The sequence below is a fragment of the Alteromonas sp. CNT1-28 genome (genome assembly GCF_022348345.1).
In the GTDB taxonomy this organism is placed as follows: domain Bacteria; phylum Pseudomonadota; class Gammaproteobacteria; order Enterobacterales; family Alteromonadaceae; genus Alteromonas; species Alteromonas macleodii.
In genome coordinates this window covers 220,711-236,110 of sequence record NZ_JAKREZ010000001.1, presented here as the reverse complement: position 1 = coordinate 236,110, position 15,400 = coordinate 220,711, and the positions used below count along the sequence as shown (strand labels likewise).

The window sequence follows — 15,400 nt, the reverse complement described above, 5'->3', positions numbered from 1 at the left end:
AACCACGTTAACGTTGCAGCACTAGCGGCTCTACATCTATAGGTCACTATCACTACTGCTTACTTGACCATTTTTGCGTTAACCGATAGGTTGTTTTTTATCCTTATTTTGGACATAAAACATGATCATCGCATTGCTCATCATTATTTGTATCGTTGTAGCGCTTATTTGGTTTACCGCCAAAATGGACAGCAATATCGAAGCTTCATTCACACCATCAGGAAAACTTACGCCTGTTGATGGTGGAATTATTCACTGGCAAAAGCAAGGAAACGGTCCGGCGCTTGTGCTGATTCATGGTTTACTTGGCAATAGTAACAATTTTAGCGAATTAGCAAAAACCCTCGCTTCCCGCTACACGGTCTATACCATTGATCGTCCAGGCAGCGGATTTTCGAGCCGCTATAAAAGCACATCCGCCAGCTTCGAACAGCAAAGTAAAATGATACTCGAGTGGATGCAAAAAGAGGGAATAGGTAGTGCGAGCATCGCTGGGCATTCAATGGGAGGAGGAATTGCACTGAGGATGGCAATCGATGCACCTGACAAAATAAAATCGGTTTCGCTTCTATGCCCGTTAACTACACCACTAAAAGGTGGTGCCGGGCCTCTTTCGGTGCTTTACATACCCAATGAATGGGTACGCAGCAGTGTTGCAAAAACCATTGCCAGTCCACTGCGTGCAAAGTTAGGTCGAAAACAAGTCGCACAAATTTTTCACCCCGAACCTGTCCCCCCGTCCTTTTCAACTGAAGGCGGTGGTTTATTAGCGCTTCACTCTCGAAGCTTTTATGAAGGTAGCAGAGATACAGTATCTGCGCAGGGCAGTCTGCACCGTCAGCAAACTCGTTATGAAGATATTCAATGCCCTGTTGGGGTATTGTATGGTGAAAAAGATACTATCTTGAGGCCCGACGAGCACATCACCGCGGTAACAAAGGCAATAGGAAGTGCGGTACACAAAATTATTTCTGGCGCTGGCCACATGATCCCCGTTACTCAGGTGCAAGCGTGCGCAGACTTTATAATATCGATTGACGAAAGCGCTTAAGTAAGTGGCTTAGTGAAGCCTTGCACCTGTCTTTTCAACGTGCTCTTTATGAGAAAACTCAACAACGGCGAGTGTGCGCTCTCGACCACAAGTCGACTGCTTCAGTTTGCGAAGCTGATCGGCGACTCTCTCAATGCCGTCATACGCTTTGCACATTTCAAAAGGGGTCGCGCCCAGCGTTATATTGTAACTGCTAAACCACGCCTTCATTTGCTCACTGTCCCCATCTGACAATGAAATGAGTAAATGATACATACGAATAAAAGCGAGCTGCTTTCTGTACTCTGATGTGCCACTCTCAAACCCAAGTAGCGTAGTCTGCGCCAAAGAAGATGGAGAAATACCCAATATTTCAGAAGCTTGCTTGATATTTAAACCGAGTTCCTGGTATGCCCAAGTGAAGGCTTTCGTAACAACGCTGGTAGGAAATAGTGATCTATTCATAATATCGCCTCGTTTCATCGAACAATGTTATACAGATGTTATGAAACGTTGCGAAATGCGTACCAAGTTTTATCTACAGCTTCATTGCTACTTTCTCACGATGCAAATCGATGCCATCTCTATCGACGGAAAATCCTTTTGAAGACAACCAATCAACAGCATCTTCTATGGAATCCACAAAAATATAATCAATATTGGTATCGCGATACACGCTTTTAAGTTGCGCCTGCGTGGTTGCTCGAACGCTTGACTCTCCCATCACTAATGCCACATGAGTGAGCCCTATGGGATTTACCGAAGCCACACGTTCGTGAAGCAGCGCTTCAGCATCAGGAATGAGTAGTGATTCGCCAACAACACTAACAATATCGCACCAAGCTTTCCCATGTAAGCACTCGGAAAGCGTGCGATACTCACTGGCAAAGCTATTTACACACTCTCTGTTCCACGGCCCATAAGCTTGCGTTAGCACCGCATCACCACAGCGTGTAATAATAAATTCACCATGAGCATACTGCATATAACCACCTAACTACTTCGATAAAATATTAAGCTAGCAAATACCGTTAAGGCGATATATGCCTTTGACTACGAGTTGTTTTGAAACAACACGTAGTCAAAGTATGGTTCAGTATTGAGAAAATTGAAAATTAAGCGGCAAGAATGTTGATCAGCTCAGCAAACGTAGGGCGGCCCTGTATATCAAGCGGCAAACGCAGCTCTCTAGCAATGTCACTCACGCTGATTACGCCACGAATTTCATGGCTGTCTCTGTCCATGACAAGGCAATGGTGCTGCCCGTAGTCTTTGAGTGTTTCTATCACGTCGCCCACTGATGAACGTGTTAGTTCACTGAAATCGAACGACATGAGCGAGGTTTTAGGACGCATGAAATCGTAAACAGTGAGTTCTTCTCGCTTAATCTTAAGCTCGCTCACACGCTGAATGATTTGCTGTTCACCGACATCGTGACTGGTCACAATACCAATGAAACGGTTCTCACTGTTTACCACCAGCATCATACGAACATGAGACTGACGCATAATCGACTCTATTTTCGTCGCTGGAGTTCGAGCATCAATAACGTGTGGTAAGTGCTGCTTAAAGTCAGTGAAGACCGCCATAGCAGATGATTTTACAGTAATGGTGTTTTCAACAACCGGCCATGCCAATGTATCGATAGCTTCGGTTTTATATAGATTTAAGGCGTGCATACCTTTCTCCTAATCAAAAATAAAAAATTCAGTTTTTTAATGATTAAGTGAAAGAAGGTGGCCCTCTAATGATGTTATTGCGCTGCCTAGTAAAGGCTTTTGCACCAATCGTTTTACCAGCCGAAAACCGGTATTTTTCCAAGCCGCTGGTGATGTCGACAAACGAAATGCCATCATCAATGTCGTCGTCAGATACTTCAAAAGCGGAGCTTTCCCATTCGCTAATGAGGGTTGAGAGCGTATTTGCACTGTTCGACTGCCCCGCAATATTTTGCACACTTCTTCCCTCTCCCAATACGGAGACGGATACTAGTGATGAAAATATCGCTGGCAGAATAACGGCCAACAAAACGTACGAAACGCGCAAAGCGTACAACCTCTACTGAACTAAACAACATTGAAGCAAAGCAGCCACTTTTGTTACTGCCTATTTAAACTATAAGAGTATTTAGCGCGTTTAATAGAGGTGTTTAGCGCATTTTATCGACCATTAAACGACGCGTCTTCGAAAACTAACCGTGTCGCGACTCAGGTTTGGTGGGTTGTTTTCTGTACATTCGTTCTAAAAACAAGAACGAACACTCCCATTAAATGTGATGTTTAGCCAACGTAATTAGAAATACACTAGATTCAATTGATCCATAAGGTGTTTTTTCAGCGGTCATTTAGCGGTTGAGATAACGCATTAACTGAAGGTCTAAACAACCTGATTGCAAGTAAGTAATAACGGAAGTGATATGAAACCAAGATGGTCCAGACCTATAGTTATTTTGCATTGGATATCTGCCATTGCCATTGTCGGCATGTTTGCTTCAGGGCTGTGGATGGTCGACCTCACATATTACAGCGACTGGTATAAGACGGCACCGCATTGGCACAAGAGTGTTGGATTAATTTTGCTTGCCACCACTGTTGTTCGCTTAGTCACGCGCGTTGTTACTTCACGGCCGCCGTCACATGGCACCCCGTTAGAAAAAAGGTTAAGTCGCATAGGTCATGGGCTTCTGTACACCTTGATTATCATGCTATTCGCGAGCGGCTATTTAATTTCAACGGCCGATGGAAGAAGCATCGACGTATTTAATTGGTTTTCTGTACCTGCAATGGGCGAGTTCTTTGAAAATCAAGAAGACATTGCAGGAGAGGCCCATTTTTATATTGCGTGGTCAGTGATTGTATTGGCGATCATTCACGCGCTGGCTGCACTGAAACACCACTTTATTAGTAACGATGACACACTGAAGCAGATGTTACGGCTTCGATGATATTGAGAAGAAAGGAGAAATGATGAAGAAGTTAACACTTGCCTTGGCTGCTGCGCTGTCTTTAAGCACCGCTAACGCCGCAGATTATGTGATTGATAGCAAAGGCGCCCACGCGTCTATCAACTTTAAAATTCAACACTTGGGCTACTCGTGGCTTACTGGTCGCTTCAACGATTTTAAAGGTACTTTTAGTTACGACGACGCAGCACCTAGTGCAGCCAAAATTATGGTGACTATCGATACCGACAGTATCGACTCAAACCACGCAGAGCGTGACAAGCACCTTAAGAGCGACGATTTCTTAAACGTTGACGACTTTCCAGAGGCGAAGTTTGTCAGCACAAAAATTGTCGATAAAGGCAATGGCATGATGGATGTAATGGGTGATTTCACGCTTCATGGTGTAACAAAGCCTATTACAATTGAAGCCAAAAAGATTGGCGAAGGCAAAGACCCATGGGGTGGCTATCGTGCAGGATTCATGGGCACAACGACGATTGCACTTAAAGATTATGGCATCAACTATGATTTAGGCCCAGCGTCGCAAACGGTAGAATTAGAGCTTCACGTTGAAGGCGTGAAACAATAGCTATTTACGTTTGGTCCCAGCGAACTAAATTTATGATTTGAGAAAGCCCCAAACATGGGGCTTTTTTTATATGTGGTTAGTGAAGCTTCAGCTTAGGGCTGATGGCCTGACTTAACTTCTTCACAAGGAGCTTTAGAGCACCTTTAATTTTTCCGTGTACTGCAAACTGGTGCATATTATACAAAGAAACGTAAACCAACTTGGCTAGACGCCCTTCTATAAACATACTGCTGTTTGACAGTGAGCCCATTAAACTTCCAACAGTGCTGTATTTACTTAAGTGAACCAAGGATCCATAGTCCTTGTAAGTAAAATCTTTCGTGTCTTTTTGAGTAAATAACGACGTTATATTATGCGCAACAATATCCGCCATTTGGTGGGCAGACTGCGCTCGAGGCGGCACCCACTTCCCATTTTCCTGCTGGAAACCACAGCAATCGCCTAACACCCAAATATTCTTATGAGATGAACTGCGAAGCTGCTTATCAACAAGAATTTGATTGGCTCTGTTCGTTTCAAAAAGCGCAAGCTTTGTTATGAAGTCCGGTGCTTTCACCCCCGCAGCCCACACCATTAAATCAGCGTCAATCCGACCACCGTCTTTTGTGATCAGCCCTTTCGCGTCGGCTTCTGCCACCATGGTTTGCTCTTTAATGTCTACGCCCAACTTATGCAGCGCTTTTCTTGCAGAGTTTGCTATACGCTCAGGTAGCGCAGGCAATATACGCTCTCCCGCTTCTACGATCGTAATCTTAAGACGAGAAGCTGACATGTCTGGCATACCGTAAGCCTTAGACAAATTAGCCACATGGTGAAGTTGAGCGGCGAGCTCAGTACCTGTTGCTCCTGCCCCGACAATAGCGACATCAATTCTGGCGTCTTTATCTTCTTGCTGATTGATGCGGATTAGCTGATTAAGAAGCGCTTTGTGAAAACGTTCAGCTTGCTTTAACGAGTCAAGAAAGTAGCAATGCTCAGCAACGCCAGGTGTGCCAAAGTCGTTACTCACGCTACCAACCGCCAGCACTAACTGGTCATAATGAATCTCGCGTTCAGGCAAAACCTGTGTCCCTTCTTCATCGATTAAAGGCGACAAGGTTATGATTTGCGCTTGCGCGTTAAGCGAGCACATTTCGCCTAATTGAAAGCGGTAGTGGTGAGCTGCAGCGTGGATGGCGTAGTCCACACCGTCTGAATGCTTATCAATTACACCGGCGGCCACTTCGTGTAATAGCGGCTTCCAGATATGGGTTCGACTGCGGTCGACGAGGGTAATTTCGGCTTGTTTCTTTCTCCCGAGGGTGCGGCTTAAGCGACTGGCTAATTCAAGACCACCAGCACCGCCACCAACAATTACTATTTTTTGCATGGGTATACCTATTAACAATCATTCCACGTATGTCGCCTGACCTTTCCAAGCGCTATACATGGCGTGACTGAGACCCATGCTGATGCCTACAGACTACGCCTGATGCCGCTGGGGTACAAGCAAATCACGGCAATAGTCTGTATTTTCAAGATTAATAATTATCTATTACGGTTGCTTATTTGAATCTATAACGTGAACGATGCCGTTATCATGAAGTTTCGAGGCCGCCCAGGAAAATATCGAGGGCCTGTGAAGCTAGTAAAATCGGCGCGTTCAGCGTAGTCCGTATCAAATACGTTGTTAACCCGCACATACAATGTAACGTCTTCGTTCACGCTGTAGCGTACACGCGCATGTACCAAGTCATGCCCCTCGTACTCGTTGAGATTTTCAGCGTCGGTGAAATAGCTCGAAACATGCTGCCACTCTAGCTGCGTTTGTACCTTGCTCGACATCTCAAAGCTTAAACGAGCGTTAAACTGAAGCTTTGGCGCAGTATCAATATCATTACCTTTAATGTCTTGTTCACCTGAGAGCTGACTGTGCTCGTAGGTATGCCTTGCGTATGTACCAGCAAAATCTAAGCGCAGTATATCGCTTAACGGTTGGTCAAAAGTAAGCTCTACGCCTCTATGCCACGTTTCGCCGTTGCTTACGTTGAAAAAGTCGCTGTCGCGGTAAATCACATTATCTTTTTGTAGGCTGTAAAGGCTAAGCGTATAGCTGCCGTCAAATAGTGTACCTGTAACGCCCATCTCGATATTATCGGCCGTTACCGAGTCAAGATCAGTAACAGTCTGTGCACGCTGCAAACGATACAGCTCTGTTGCCTGAGGCGCGCGATAGCCTCTTGCGATGCCGCCAAATAACTGTGTTTGAGGATTAAGTTGATAACGAAGTGAAAGCTTCGGACTAAAGTTATCAAATTCATTTTCGCTGTCTGCTGGTCTGGAATATCTGCAGCCGCCAAAACCGCACTGTGTGCCATCTTCGCGTACACGACCAACATTCATATTGTTGGTGTAGTCGTATTGCATAGACTCAAAGCGCCCGCCGACAGAAATAGCCCAACGCTCAGCTTGCCAATTAAAGGTAAAGAAAGGCGCAAATAGCGTGGCATCTACATCATAATCATAGTGTTTACCTGCAGGAATGGTTTCAACCAAAAAGGCTGACCCTTCTGTGGCGCTGTCTTGTGACTGGGTTAATTCACCTTCTGTGTATTCTACGTCTAATCCTATATCTGCACTTAGGCTGTCATTAATGACGTAATGGAACTGAGAAAGCACACCCACGCCTTTTTGGGCATTCGTTTCAAGGGGTTTGCCTGGAAGAAAATGCATTCTAAAACGCATGTCCTGGTTGCGTACGTAAGGTGTAATCGACAGTGCATGACCACCGCTAAAGCTTGTATCGAACTTGCTCCATAGCCTAAAACTTTCTGCTTTTCGAAACGCTTCGGGGTTTGGGTTGCTTTTGGCTATTTGTGTATTTTTGTAGCTTTCAAACCCTTCGATGTAGCCGGCAGTTTCTTGGTCCAGATGGGTATAGGTAAGGCCGCTCGTGATAACCGAGTTATCCCACTCTAGCCTGTGGCGAAGCGAGACTTTCTCTTGGTCAACGCCCTCTTCATTTCGATATCCTGTATCTCTGGTAACACTGGCAGCAATACCCACGCCGCTGCGACCAAAGTATTTCCCTTCTTTAAGCTTTACGCGATGAAACCCATAAGACCCGTAATCAACGCTAACCTCTCCGTCGCCTTGGGTTGTGTCAGGGGTAATCACATTAATCACACCATGTATCGCATTAGAGCCATAAAGCGCTGACGCAGGGCCTTTTATCACGTCAATACGCTGTGCAATTTCACCGTGTGCTTCAAACAGCTCGTTAATATTGCAAAAACCTGCTGCGCGCAACGCAATACCGTCTTCTGCTGCTAAAATTCCGCCGCACGCGCCAGCGCCGGTTAACACTGGCGAACGAAGGGCTGGTAAATACTCTTGCCCATTGCCCCGCTGTACGCCTGCACCCGCAATGTAATTCAGCGACTCTTGGATATGTTGAAATGAAAGCAGCGAAAGCGTTTCTTCTGAAATAGACGACACTGCATAACCGGAAGCATTCATATTTCCCTGTATACGAGAAGACGTGGTTTCAATTCTTTCTATTTCATTGGTTTGTTGAGCGATGGCTGAATGCGATAGCAGAGACACAGCTAGCAACGACAGAGGAAAGCTTGGGGCAAAGCGCATTATCTATCCTTATGATGACAAAATGTTTTTTTAGCAACTGATGCTAGTGTATCGTTAATTTAGGCAAGAATGGGTTAAAACTCGCTAAACTGTTGCGGCATTTTGACCATTACGTCATATCTCTGAGTTAAGCGTTGGCGTAGACTTTGCAGTTCGCAGACTTAACTGTCACAACACAAGTCTTAGTTTTATACATTAATACTAATTTACGTGTATCTAACGCATATAGACTGGCAGTACGTTAGTAGATTGCAGCAATGGGTTAATCACTCTTTGCCTGAAGTAAGAACACCAAACTTTGTTCGCTGGAGGAACCATTGGACACACTTATTCCTAGTCTTTCACAGCTTATCGAATTCGCTGTTGCCCCCGTATTTTTACTTACCGGTATTGCGGGCTTCCTCAATGTTATGTCGTCTCGGCTGGGCCGAATATCAGACAGGGTGAGGGTGGCGGAAAGACAGATTCATACTCTATCAGACCCGCATATTGTCGATCGCTCAAAAAAAGAAATTAAGGTGCTATGGCGCAGAGTAAAAGTGATTAACTGGGCGATTGGGCTGTGTGTCGCCGCTGGACTGATGGTGTGTACCGTCATTATGGCGCTGTTTTCTGGGTCTCTATGGGTTGTCGATTTAAAAACACCAGTCATCGTACTATTCATACTGGCTATGATGTTTCTAATCAGTGCGCTCATTGTTTTTCTGGTTGAAGTAAAACTTGCGACAAATACCATAAATATGGTCAGAACCATCCGCTAACCACGTATCGACAACGGCTTGCTCGCTGGCGTTCAATTAATAGCGTTAGAAGCACCTAAGAAAGGCGGATAGCGCGTACTGTTTACCTTCTCTATCCGCCTACTTATTTTTAGGCTGTCGCGATTGGCTTAGTTTTGAAACTAACATTCATATGCAAAGAAGCAACGTTGCCTCAATGTTTGCCATACTATCGACTACTCGTCCTCAGCGAGTGTATCTAATACAGAAAACAGAACGTTAGCGCCAATTCGCGACACTTCATCGTCGTACTTGTTCTCTACGTTAACGCCTTCTTGACCGCCAGCCAAATCACTAATAGCTCGAACAATAATCCAGTCAACGTCGTTAACGGTACATACTTGACCTATTGCGGCTGACTCCATCTCAGTTACTTCGGCATTGAACACGTCTCTTGTCCACTTTCTATACTCGCGGTTATCCATAAAGACAGACCCGGTAATACCATTTCCGCCTACAAAGAGCTCGGCATCCCGCTCACCAAGCACACGCTGCGTTGGCATAGTGCTCATAGCTTGTTTCGCCGCAGTTAAAAGACGCGGTGTCGCGCTGAAATAGGCAGTGTCTTGTGGTTTATCCATACCCTCTTTCACAATAAGTACTTCGTCAGGATGAATGAAGTGAAAGGGCTTATATTTTGGTGTGTGAGGATCTTTAGCGCGGCGTTCATCTTGCTCTTCAATGAACTTTGCATAATATTCAGGCAGTATGTATTCCCCCGGAGCATTCGGATCTTCATTGGTGTACACACTCTCATCATGGTAGTACCAACGCGCCGGAACAATGACGTCACCCGGTTGCCATTTTGGGTTAACTGCTCCTGCAATCCCCATGTAAACCACTTGCTTAACCGGAAAGTAATCCAACGCCATCTGCATAGTCATAGCAGCGTTTGCAATGCTCATTCCAGTCGCGAATATTAATATTGGCTCGTCGTGATAGGTACCCATGCGATACGTAACGCCTTTGATGGTTGTGGTTGTGTGAATGGATGCATTGGGATCTTGCTCAATACGGTTAAGGATACCCTGCATTTCGGGTGCGTAGGCTACGGTAACAGCAGTAAACGCAGGCTGTGAGAACGCGGCGGGCCCGTATGAAGCGCCAACGGACGTTTTAGTAGAAGTACAACCGCCCATCCACGAGGTGGAGAGCAGAACAATAATCATCAAAGTAAACTGTTTCATTCGCGATTCTCAGCTGCATAGTTAGTGAATAGTTAAACTAGCACTTTAATCGGGCAAAGAAACGCTGGATTTCAATAATTTACCATTTAAAAACATAAAGAAAACATCTTTAAAACAAGGCGAGCTCCAAAATTACTTTTAGCTACAAATGCGAAGAGAATGCATAACTTTTCAATGTAAGCATTGCGTAAAGACCTGCTTCAAAAGCGTTCATCAACGTTAAAATACGGTAGAATTCGACTATTTCCGTCGTTAATTTGCTACAAATGAACAGTCAAGATACTGCGGCCAATAAAAAGGATTAACTAAGCGCCATGAATACTAAATTACTTCGCTCTCTTCAGGTTTTTGTTGCAGTAACCGATAGCGGCAGCATGAGTGTAGCTGCGAGAGAGCTGCACATGACTGTCTCTGCTATTAGTCAGCAGTTAAGAAAGCTAGAACACGATATCGGCCTTAGCCTTTTTAACCGAAATACCCGAAGTTTGAGCCTAACGGAAGCAGGGCGCATCTATTACGAAACCAGTAAGCAAATGCTACAAAACGCAGAACTTGCCCAGCAAAAAATTGAAAGTCTGCAGGATGATCCCACAGGTAAAATAAACATCATCGCGCCGGAGGGTTTTGGCGGAGGACTGTTAAGCGAGCCACTGAAAAAGCTTTGTGAAGAATTTCCTAAAATAACTATTTCTTTAACCGTAACTGACGAGCCTAAAGACATTATCGCTTCCAGTGCCGATCTTGTTCTTTGCTTCGCCCCAGTCTCAGATACAAATTTCAGCAGTTTGGTACTCGCGACCTGGAAGCGCATTTTATGTGTCTCTGCAGACCATCCACTTGCAAACGAAACTCTGACTTCGCCTGAAGCGCTTAACGCGCATACATACATTGCTCACAGACATATTGAAGAATACGTCATGAAGCACGAAAGCGAAGGCGAGTATGAATTGGATACACAACGCATTGATGTCAACTCAATGCAGACATTGATTAAACTTACTCAAGATAGTGTTGGCTATGCGGTTCTTCCCGAACCAGAAGTGAGACATCTATTAAAGTCTGGTGAAATGAAGCAGCTCTTCACTGACTGGGAGTTACCAGATTATACGGTTTATGCGGTTACACCGAAAAGGGAGCTAATGCCTGCAAAAATCGGCGCAGCAATTACATGTCTTCAAGATTTATTTGCGCAAATTTAGTCGTTAAACAGCGCACAAGAACCCCATCGCACATAAAAAATGCGACGTTATACCAGTGTGCATAGGTCATTACCAAAAAGGCAGCGTAAATACGCTGCCTTTCTTATTTAACTTGGCTTCTTTGAAATTAGAAGCGAGTGTTCATTTGAACACTTAGAATGTGCGCAGTAGCTGACTGTGTGCCAGAGAAGTTAGTAGTAAAGTCAGTACCAGGAAGAACATTGCTTAGAATCGTTCTATCTTTGTCGATATTCGCTTCACGGCCATCTATGAATACGTAAGCCACGTCTATTGATGTATCTTCGCTAACCGTGTAAGTCATACCACCAGAGAACCAATGACGGTCTGTATCTGGGATACTTAGTGAGCGGTTTTCTACCGATACCACACCGTCATCATAAGCATAGCCAGCACGAAGGGTAATTTCATCGTTTAGGATGTAAGTTACACCAAGCGCTGCACGCCATGAGTCGTCGAAATTCTCTTCTTTAATTAGGAAATCGATGCCGTCTTCTAGGTTAGCTTCAAGCTTCTCAAACGTACTCCAGTCAGTGAAAGTAACACTTGCTTGTACAGACCACTGATTGTCAATTTTTTGATCAATCGCTAGCTCTGTAATCGCAGCAAGGTTCAAATCTAGACTACCAGGCTGGTTTAAGTTGATAGGAAACACTGGCGTCTCTGAAGATACCGCGCCTTCAAGTTCTAGTTTCGTTTCTGCACGGTATGAAAGCGCAACATTAGTCATATCAGTTGGTTGCCAGAAAATACCAGCGTTCCAACCATAGCCCCAATCGTCACCTTCCATGCTAAACAGTGAATTGCCAGGAGTAAGCGTAGGCAATGTAATACCTAATGCTTCTGCTGTTGGCGCTAGGCCTGCAACAGTGCCCGCTAGCGTGTTTGATACACCAGAACCAATTTCAGCTTCAGCGTAAGTGATGTTTAAACCAAAACCTACCATAAGCTGCTTATTCACTTTATAAGATACAGCAGGGTTTAGGGTTACCGTTTTTACTTCAGCTGTGTCAGCAAAATGCAGCGCACCAAAATCATCAGAGTAATCTGAACGAAGACCGTAGGTTGTGAATACACCTACACCAGCAGATAGCTTTTCATTAATTGGGCTTACATAAAAGAATCCTGGAACAAAAGCAGTATCTGCAATGTTGTCTTCTGCTGCTGGCATAGGTTGGCCAACTGGGGCTTCGCCTAACGCATAGCTAACATCACCATCGATATCAACATTCGGATCGATAAAGCTTACTGATGCACTGAACTCAGCTTCTTTAAATACACCAATCGCTGCAGGGTTAGTTGCTAAAATGGAGGCATTCTCTGGCTTAGCCGCTTGACCAGCCATGGCACGGCCTAGACCGTTTGCACTGTGTTCATTAACTTGGAAACCAGCTGCCAGCGCAGAAGAAGAGGCTAAGGTAGCAAGCGCTAAGCAAACTGAGGCACGTAAAGAAAACTGTTGCTTCATAAGATACTCATTGTAAAAGGGGAAAATTGCATCGGGCATTCTACGGATCTGAGTACTTTTGTTCAATGCAAGTAAACGCCATTTACGCACTTTTATCGCATTTTTTACAATTATAGCTACAACTTCGACGCATTTATAAACAACTTTGATAAAACGACGTTAACAAAAGATCTCAATCTTGTTAACGCCATTTTAATTAACTATCACTAACACCTATTGGAAATGCAAAAAGGTTTCACTCAAATTTATAAACAAGCTGTGTTATAGGTTGTGTTTATGTCTATAACCCCCACCCTATTTTAAACAGCGCAGATGTAACCGTGTTTAGCGATGCGCTTTTACATTCGATAAGACGTCGACCATTTGTGCTTGTAACAGGAGGACACCATGTCAACATACAAAGCAATTACACTCGTTAATCGCCCCCATGACAGAAAAATTGGGCCACATTTATTTGAAAGCAAAGAGCTCGAAATTCCCACGCCTAAAGACGGTCAAATTTTGATAAAGCAAACTCACATGTCTTTAGACCCTGCGATGTTAGGTTGGATGAGTGAAGACAGAGAGAGTTATATTCCACCTGTGGAGCTTGGCGATGTAATGCGCTCAAGCGGTGTGGGCGAAGTGGTTGAGTCTAACAACCCTAATTTTTCGGTAGGCGACAAAGTTATGGGAATGACTGGCTGGAGTGAATATGTGCTCAGTGACGGTTCTGGTTTTAACAAACTTCAGCCTGGCATTACTGAGGAAATGGCCCTTTGTGTTTTTGCACTACCAGGCCTAACGGCCACAACAGGTTTATATAATTTTGGCCAGCCCAAAGAAGGTGAGACACTTATTGTTACGGGTGCAGCAGGTTCTGTAGGCTCAATTGTAGGTCAGCTTGCTAAAGCAGACGGGCTGCGTGTAATTGGCGTAGTAGGAAGCGAAGACAAAGCCGATTGGATTGTTAACGAGCTTGGGTTTGATGGCGCTATAAACTACAAAACCGACAATTTAGAAGAAAAGTTAGCCGAACTAACACCAAATAAAATAGACGTCTTCTTTGAAAATACGGGCGGTCCTATTCAGCAGCACATTTTTAACAGAATGAATGCCCATGGCCGAATTGTGGTATGTGGAATGATTGCCGATTACCAGTCTGAAAAGCCGTCACCGGGCCCGAACTGGATCCCGCTGATTAAAAAGCGAATTAACATTCGCGGTTTTGCTATGCCTGATCACTGGGGTGAAATCCCACAACTACTGCAAAAGCTTTCGCTTTATGTTCAACAAGGTAAAATCAAGTACCGTGCACACACTGTGGAAGGCTTAGAGAACGCCGAGAAAGGCCTAAATATGTTATTTGAAGGCAAGAACACCGGCAAGATGATTGTGAAGCTGTAAGCCAATCGTGAAAAAAAAGCGCAGTGTTAGGCTAAGCACTGCGCCTGATTTAATACAAACTGGGCTTTGCCTTTTTCTTTTGCTTCGTAAAGTGCTTTATCTGCTTCGTCAATAAGGCAATCGATTGACATGTTCTCGGCCGACTTGGCAAACACCACACCAATGGAACAACTCATTAAAGGATGCTTTGCATCTTGAGCATGTTCTAATGCGACTTCTGTCCACTTATTCAAGAGTGCATCACAGTGCTTCTCAACTTGTTCTTTCTGAATGTCGCTCAATACAACAATAAACTCTTCGCCACCGTACCGACCTAATATGTCTGTCTCTCGCTTAAAGACCTGCTTCATAATGCGGGCTTGTATTTTTATGGCTTCATCACCCTGCTGATGACCAAAACAGTCGTTATATTTTTTAAAATCATCTAAGTCGAGCATCATCACAGCCATCGACACTTTATGACGCTTACTCAACGCCAACAGTTTTTCACTCTGCTCTCGTAACGCACGCCGATTCAATAAATCAGATAAGGGGTCAAATTTGCTAAGTTTAAGTAGCCTGTCATTGGTTTCTTTTAACATGCGTACGCTGCGATCTAACCGATAACGGGCATAGACACAAATAAACAAAGACCCAGATACAAATGCCATTGAAATTGGAACTCTGTCACCATAAACCGGCGCAACCCACATTAACCCCAAAAAACCCAGAATGTTGATGACGTTGGCTGCTAGCGCTAATTTAAAGGCAATACCCAGCGCAAACACACAGAAGAAAGCATATAAAATTGTGCCCTCGTAGGGGAAAATGAAGCTGTGCTCTTCCCAGCAAACCCATATTAACCAGTAGTTGCTGTAAGAAAGCGCAATAAGTAACCCTGCGAAAATGTAGGCTCGATGCTGAATGAACCTGCGCCAGAAGGAGAGTACAACAACGACGAGTATAATAGGGAATTGAAGAAGTAAGCGATCGAATATGTACAGCTCGTACATGCTGCTTGGTAGTAGCATCAAGTCAGCAGCCATAAAGGCAAGCACAAGTACAGCACCAATGATCAGCGCAATTCTCAGCCGAAGTAGCTCGCGGGGTTTATTGATTTGCACACGCCACCTTAAGCAATAAGTTACTGTTAAAGCATTTATATATTAGCCCATGGTGAAATCACCCACGGGCTCT

At 44.5% G+C, this 15,400-nt stretch carries 15 protein-coding genes; 6 read left to right on the top strand and 9 right to left on the bottom strand.

All coding sequences use genetic code 11. The features are described 5' to 3' along the window. Positions 1-121: 121 nt before the first annotated feature. Positions 122-1,051, top strand: coding sequence for an alpha/beta hydrolase (locus MHN02_RS01025; protein ID WP_061096124.1), 930 nt, complete (start codon positions 122-124; stop codon positions 1,049-1,051). Between the two features lie 9 nt (positions 1,052-1,060). Here the strand turns inward: MHN02_RS01025 and MHN02_RS01020 are convergent, their stop codons facing one another. From MHN02_RS01020 to MHN02_RS01005, 4 genes are all read right to left on the bottom strand, one after another. Next, positions 1,061-1,495: a hypothetical protein gene (locus MHN02_RS01020; RefSeq protein ID WP_061096125.1), complete on the bottom strand. Its 435-nt coding sequence runs from the start codon at positions 1,493-1,495 to the stop codon at positions 1,061-1,063. Positions 1,496-1,568: 73 nt separating this feature from the next. Continuing rightward, positions 1,569-2,015 carry a hypothetical protein gene (locus MHN02_RS01015; RefSeq protein WP_239244170.1) on the bottom strand — a complete coding sequence of 149 codons (447 nt, stop codon included), beginning with the start codon at positions 2,013-2,015 and terminating at the stop codon, positions 1,569-1,571. A gap of 130 nt (positions 2,016-2,145) precedes the next feature. Next, on the bottom strand, positions 2,146-2,709 hold the full coding sequence (locus MHN02_RS01010) for a CBS domain-containing protein (protein ID WP_239244168.1): 564 nt from the start codon (positions 2,707-2,709) through the stop codon (positions 2,146-2,148). A gap of 43 nt (positions 2,710-2,752) precedes the next feature. Beyond that, positions 2,753-2,986, bottom strand: a complete 234-nt coding sequence (locus MHN02_RS01005; protein ID WP_239244166.1) for a hypothetical protein — start codon at positions 2,984-2,986, stop codon at positions 2,753-2,755. A 460-nt stretch (positions 2,987-3,446) separates the two neighbouring features. On the opposite strand from MHN02_RS01005, the gene MHN02_RS01000 reads away from it, so the two are divergent. Beyond that, positions 3,447-3,974 carry a cytochrome b gene (locus tag MHN02_RS01000; protein WP_239244164.1) on the top strand — a complete coding sequence of 176 codons (528 nt, stop codon included), beginning with the start codon at positions 3,447-3,449 and terminating at the stop codon, positions 3,972-3,974. A gap of 22 nt (positions 3,975-3,996) precedes the next feature. Beyond that, positions 3,997-4,563, top strand: coding sequence for a YceI family protein (locus MHN02_RS00995; RefSeq protein ID WP_239244162.1), 567 nt, complete (start codon positions 3,997-3,999; stop codon positions 4,561-4,563). 76 nt (positions 4,564-4,639) lie between these two features. On the opposite strand, the gene MHN02_RS00990 is transcribed toward MHN02_RS00995, so the two are convergent. Then, positions 4,640-5,932, bottom strand: a complete 1,293-nt coding sequence (locus MHN02_RS00990) for an NAD(P)/FAD-dependent oxidoreductase (protein ID WP_239244160.1) — start codon at positions 5,930-5,932, stop codon at positions 4,640-4,642. A gap of 185 nt (positions 5,933-6,117) precedes the next feature. Next, positions 6,118-8,187 carry a TonB-dependent receptor gene (locus tag MHN02_RS00985; RefSeq protein WP_239244158.1) on the bottom strand — a complete coding sequence of 690 codons (2,070 nt, stop codon included), beginning with the start codon at positions 8,185-8,187 and terminating at the stop codon, positions 6,118-6,120. Positions 8,188-8,504: 317 nt separating this feature from the next. On the opposite strand from MHN02_RS00985, the gene MHN02_RS00980 reads away from it, so the two are divergent. Beyond that, the gene (locus tag MHN02_RS00980; RefSeq protein ID WP_014951195.1) at positions 8,505-8,948 is read left to right on the top strand and encodes a DUF2721 domain-containing protein; all 444 of its coding nucleotides are present in this window, start codon (positions 8,505-8,507) and stop codon (positions 8,946-8,948) included. A 194-nt stretch (positions 8,949-9,142) separates the two neighbouring features. Here MHN02_RS00980 and MHN02_RS00975 read toward each other — a convergent pair whose 3' ends face one another. Further along, the gene (locus MHN02_RS00975) at positions 9,143-10,153 is read right to left on the bottom strand and encodes a 5'-methylthioadenosine/S-adenosylhomocysteine nucleosidase (RefSeq protein ID WP_239244156.1); all 1,011 of its coding nucleotides are present in this window, start codon (positions 10,151-10,153) and stop codon (positions 9,143-9,145) included. A gap of 314 nt (positions 10,154-10,467) precedes the next feature. Between MHN02_RS00975 and MHN02_RS00970 the strand changes: the two genes are divergently transcribed. Continuing rightward, a complete protein-coding gene (locus MHN02_RS00970; RefSeq protein WP_239244154.1) occupies positions 10,468-11,352 on the top strand; it encodes a LysR family transcriptional regulator in 885 nt (294 codons plus the stop codon). 127 nt (positions 11,353-11,479) lie between these two features. Here MHN02_RS00970 and MHN02_RS00965 read toward each other — a convergent pair whose 3' ends face one another. After that, positions 11,480-12,838: an outer membrane protein transport protein gene (locus tag MHN02_RS00965; RefSeq protein ID WP_014951198.1), complete on the bottom strand. Its 1,359-nt coding sequence runs from the start codon at positions 12,836-12,838 to the stop codon at positions 11,480-11,482. A gap of 387 nt (positions 12,839-13,225) precedes the next feature. Between MHN02_RS00965 and MHN02_RS00960 the strand changes: the two genes are divergently transcribed. Further along, a complete protein-coding gene (locus tag MHN02_RS00960) occupies positions 13,226-14,224 on the top strand; it encodes an NADP-dependent oxidoreductase (RefSeq protein ID WP_239244152.1) in 999 nt (332 codons plus the stop codon). Between the two features lie 26 nt (positions 14,225-14,250). Here the strand turns inward: MHN02_RS00960 and MHN02_RS00955 are convergent, their stop codons facing one another. Then, positions 14,251-15,327, bottom strand: coding sequence for a GGDEF domain-containing protein (locus tag MHN02_RS00955; RefSeq protein WP_156078988.1), 1,077 nt, complete (start codon positions 15,325-15,327; stop codon positions 14,251-14,253). Between the last annotated feature and the right edge of the window lie 73 nt (positions 15,328-15,400).

Excerpts from the sequence above, each read along its gene's own strand:
- MHN02_RS01025 (WP_061096124.1), top strand. The coding sequence starts at position 122 with ATGATCATCGCATTGCTCATCATTATTTGTATCGTTGTAGCGCTTATT.
- MHN02_RS01020 (WP_061096125.1), bottom strand. The coding sequence starts at position 1,495 with ATGAATAGATCACTATTTCCTACCAGCGTTGTTACGAAAGCCTTCACT.
- MHN02_RS01015 (WP_239244170.1), bottom strand. The coding sequence starts at position 2,015 with ATGCAGTATGCTCATGGTGAATTTATTATTACACGCTGTGGTGATGCG.
- MHN02_RS01010 (WP_239244168.1), bottom strand. The coding sequence starts at position 2,709 with ATGCACGCCTTAAATCTATATAAAACCGAAGCTATCGATACATTGGCA.
- MHN02_RS01000 (WP_239244164.1), top strand. The coding sequence starts at position 3,447 with ATGAAACCAAGATGGTCCAGACCTATAGTTATTTTGCATTGGATATCT.
- MHN02_RS00995 (WP_239244162.1), top strand. The coding sequence starts at position 3,997 with ATGAAGAAGTTAACACTTGCCTTGGCTGCTGCGCTGTCTTTAAGCACC.
- MHN02_RS00990 (WP_239244160.1), bottom strand. The coding sequence starts at position 5,932 with ATGCAAAAAATAGTAATTGTTGGTGGCGGTGCTGGTGGTCTTGAATTA.
- MHN02_RS00985 (WP_239244158.1), bottom strand. The coding sequence starts at position 8,187 with ATGCGCTTTGCCCCAAGCTTTCCTCTGTCGTTGCTAGCTGTGTCTCTG.
- MHN02_RS00975 (WP_239244156.1), bottom strand. The coding sequence starts at position 10,153 with ATGAAACAGTTTACTTTGATGATTATTGTTCTGCTCTCCACCTCGTGG.
- MHN02_RS00970 (WP_239244154.1), top strand. The coding sequence starts at position 10,468 with ATGAATACTAAATTACTTCGCTCTCTTCAGGTTTTTGTTGCAGTAACC.
- MHN02_RS00965 (WP_014951198.1), bottom strand. The coding sequence starts at position 12,838 with ATGAAGCAACAGTTTTCTTTACGTGCCTCAGTTTGCTTAGCGCTTGCT.
- MHN02_RS00960 (WP_239244152.1), top strand. The coding sequence starts at position 13,226 with ATGTCAACATACAAAGCAATTACACTCGTTAATCGCCCCCATGACAGA.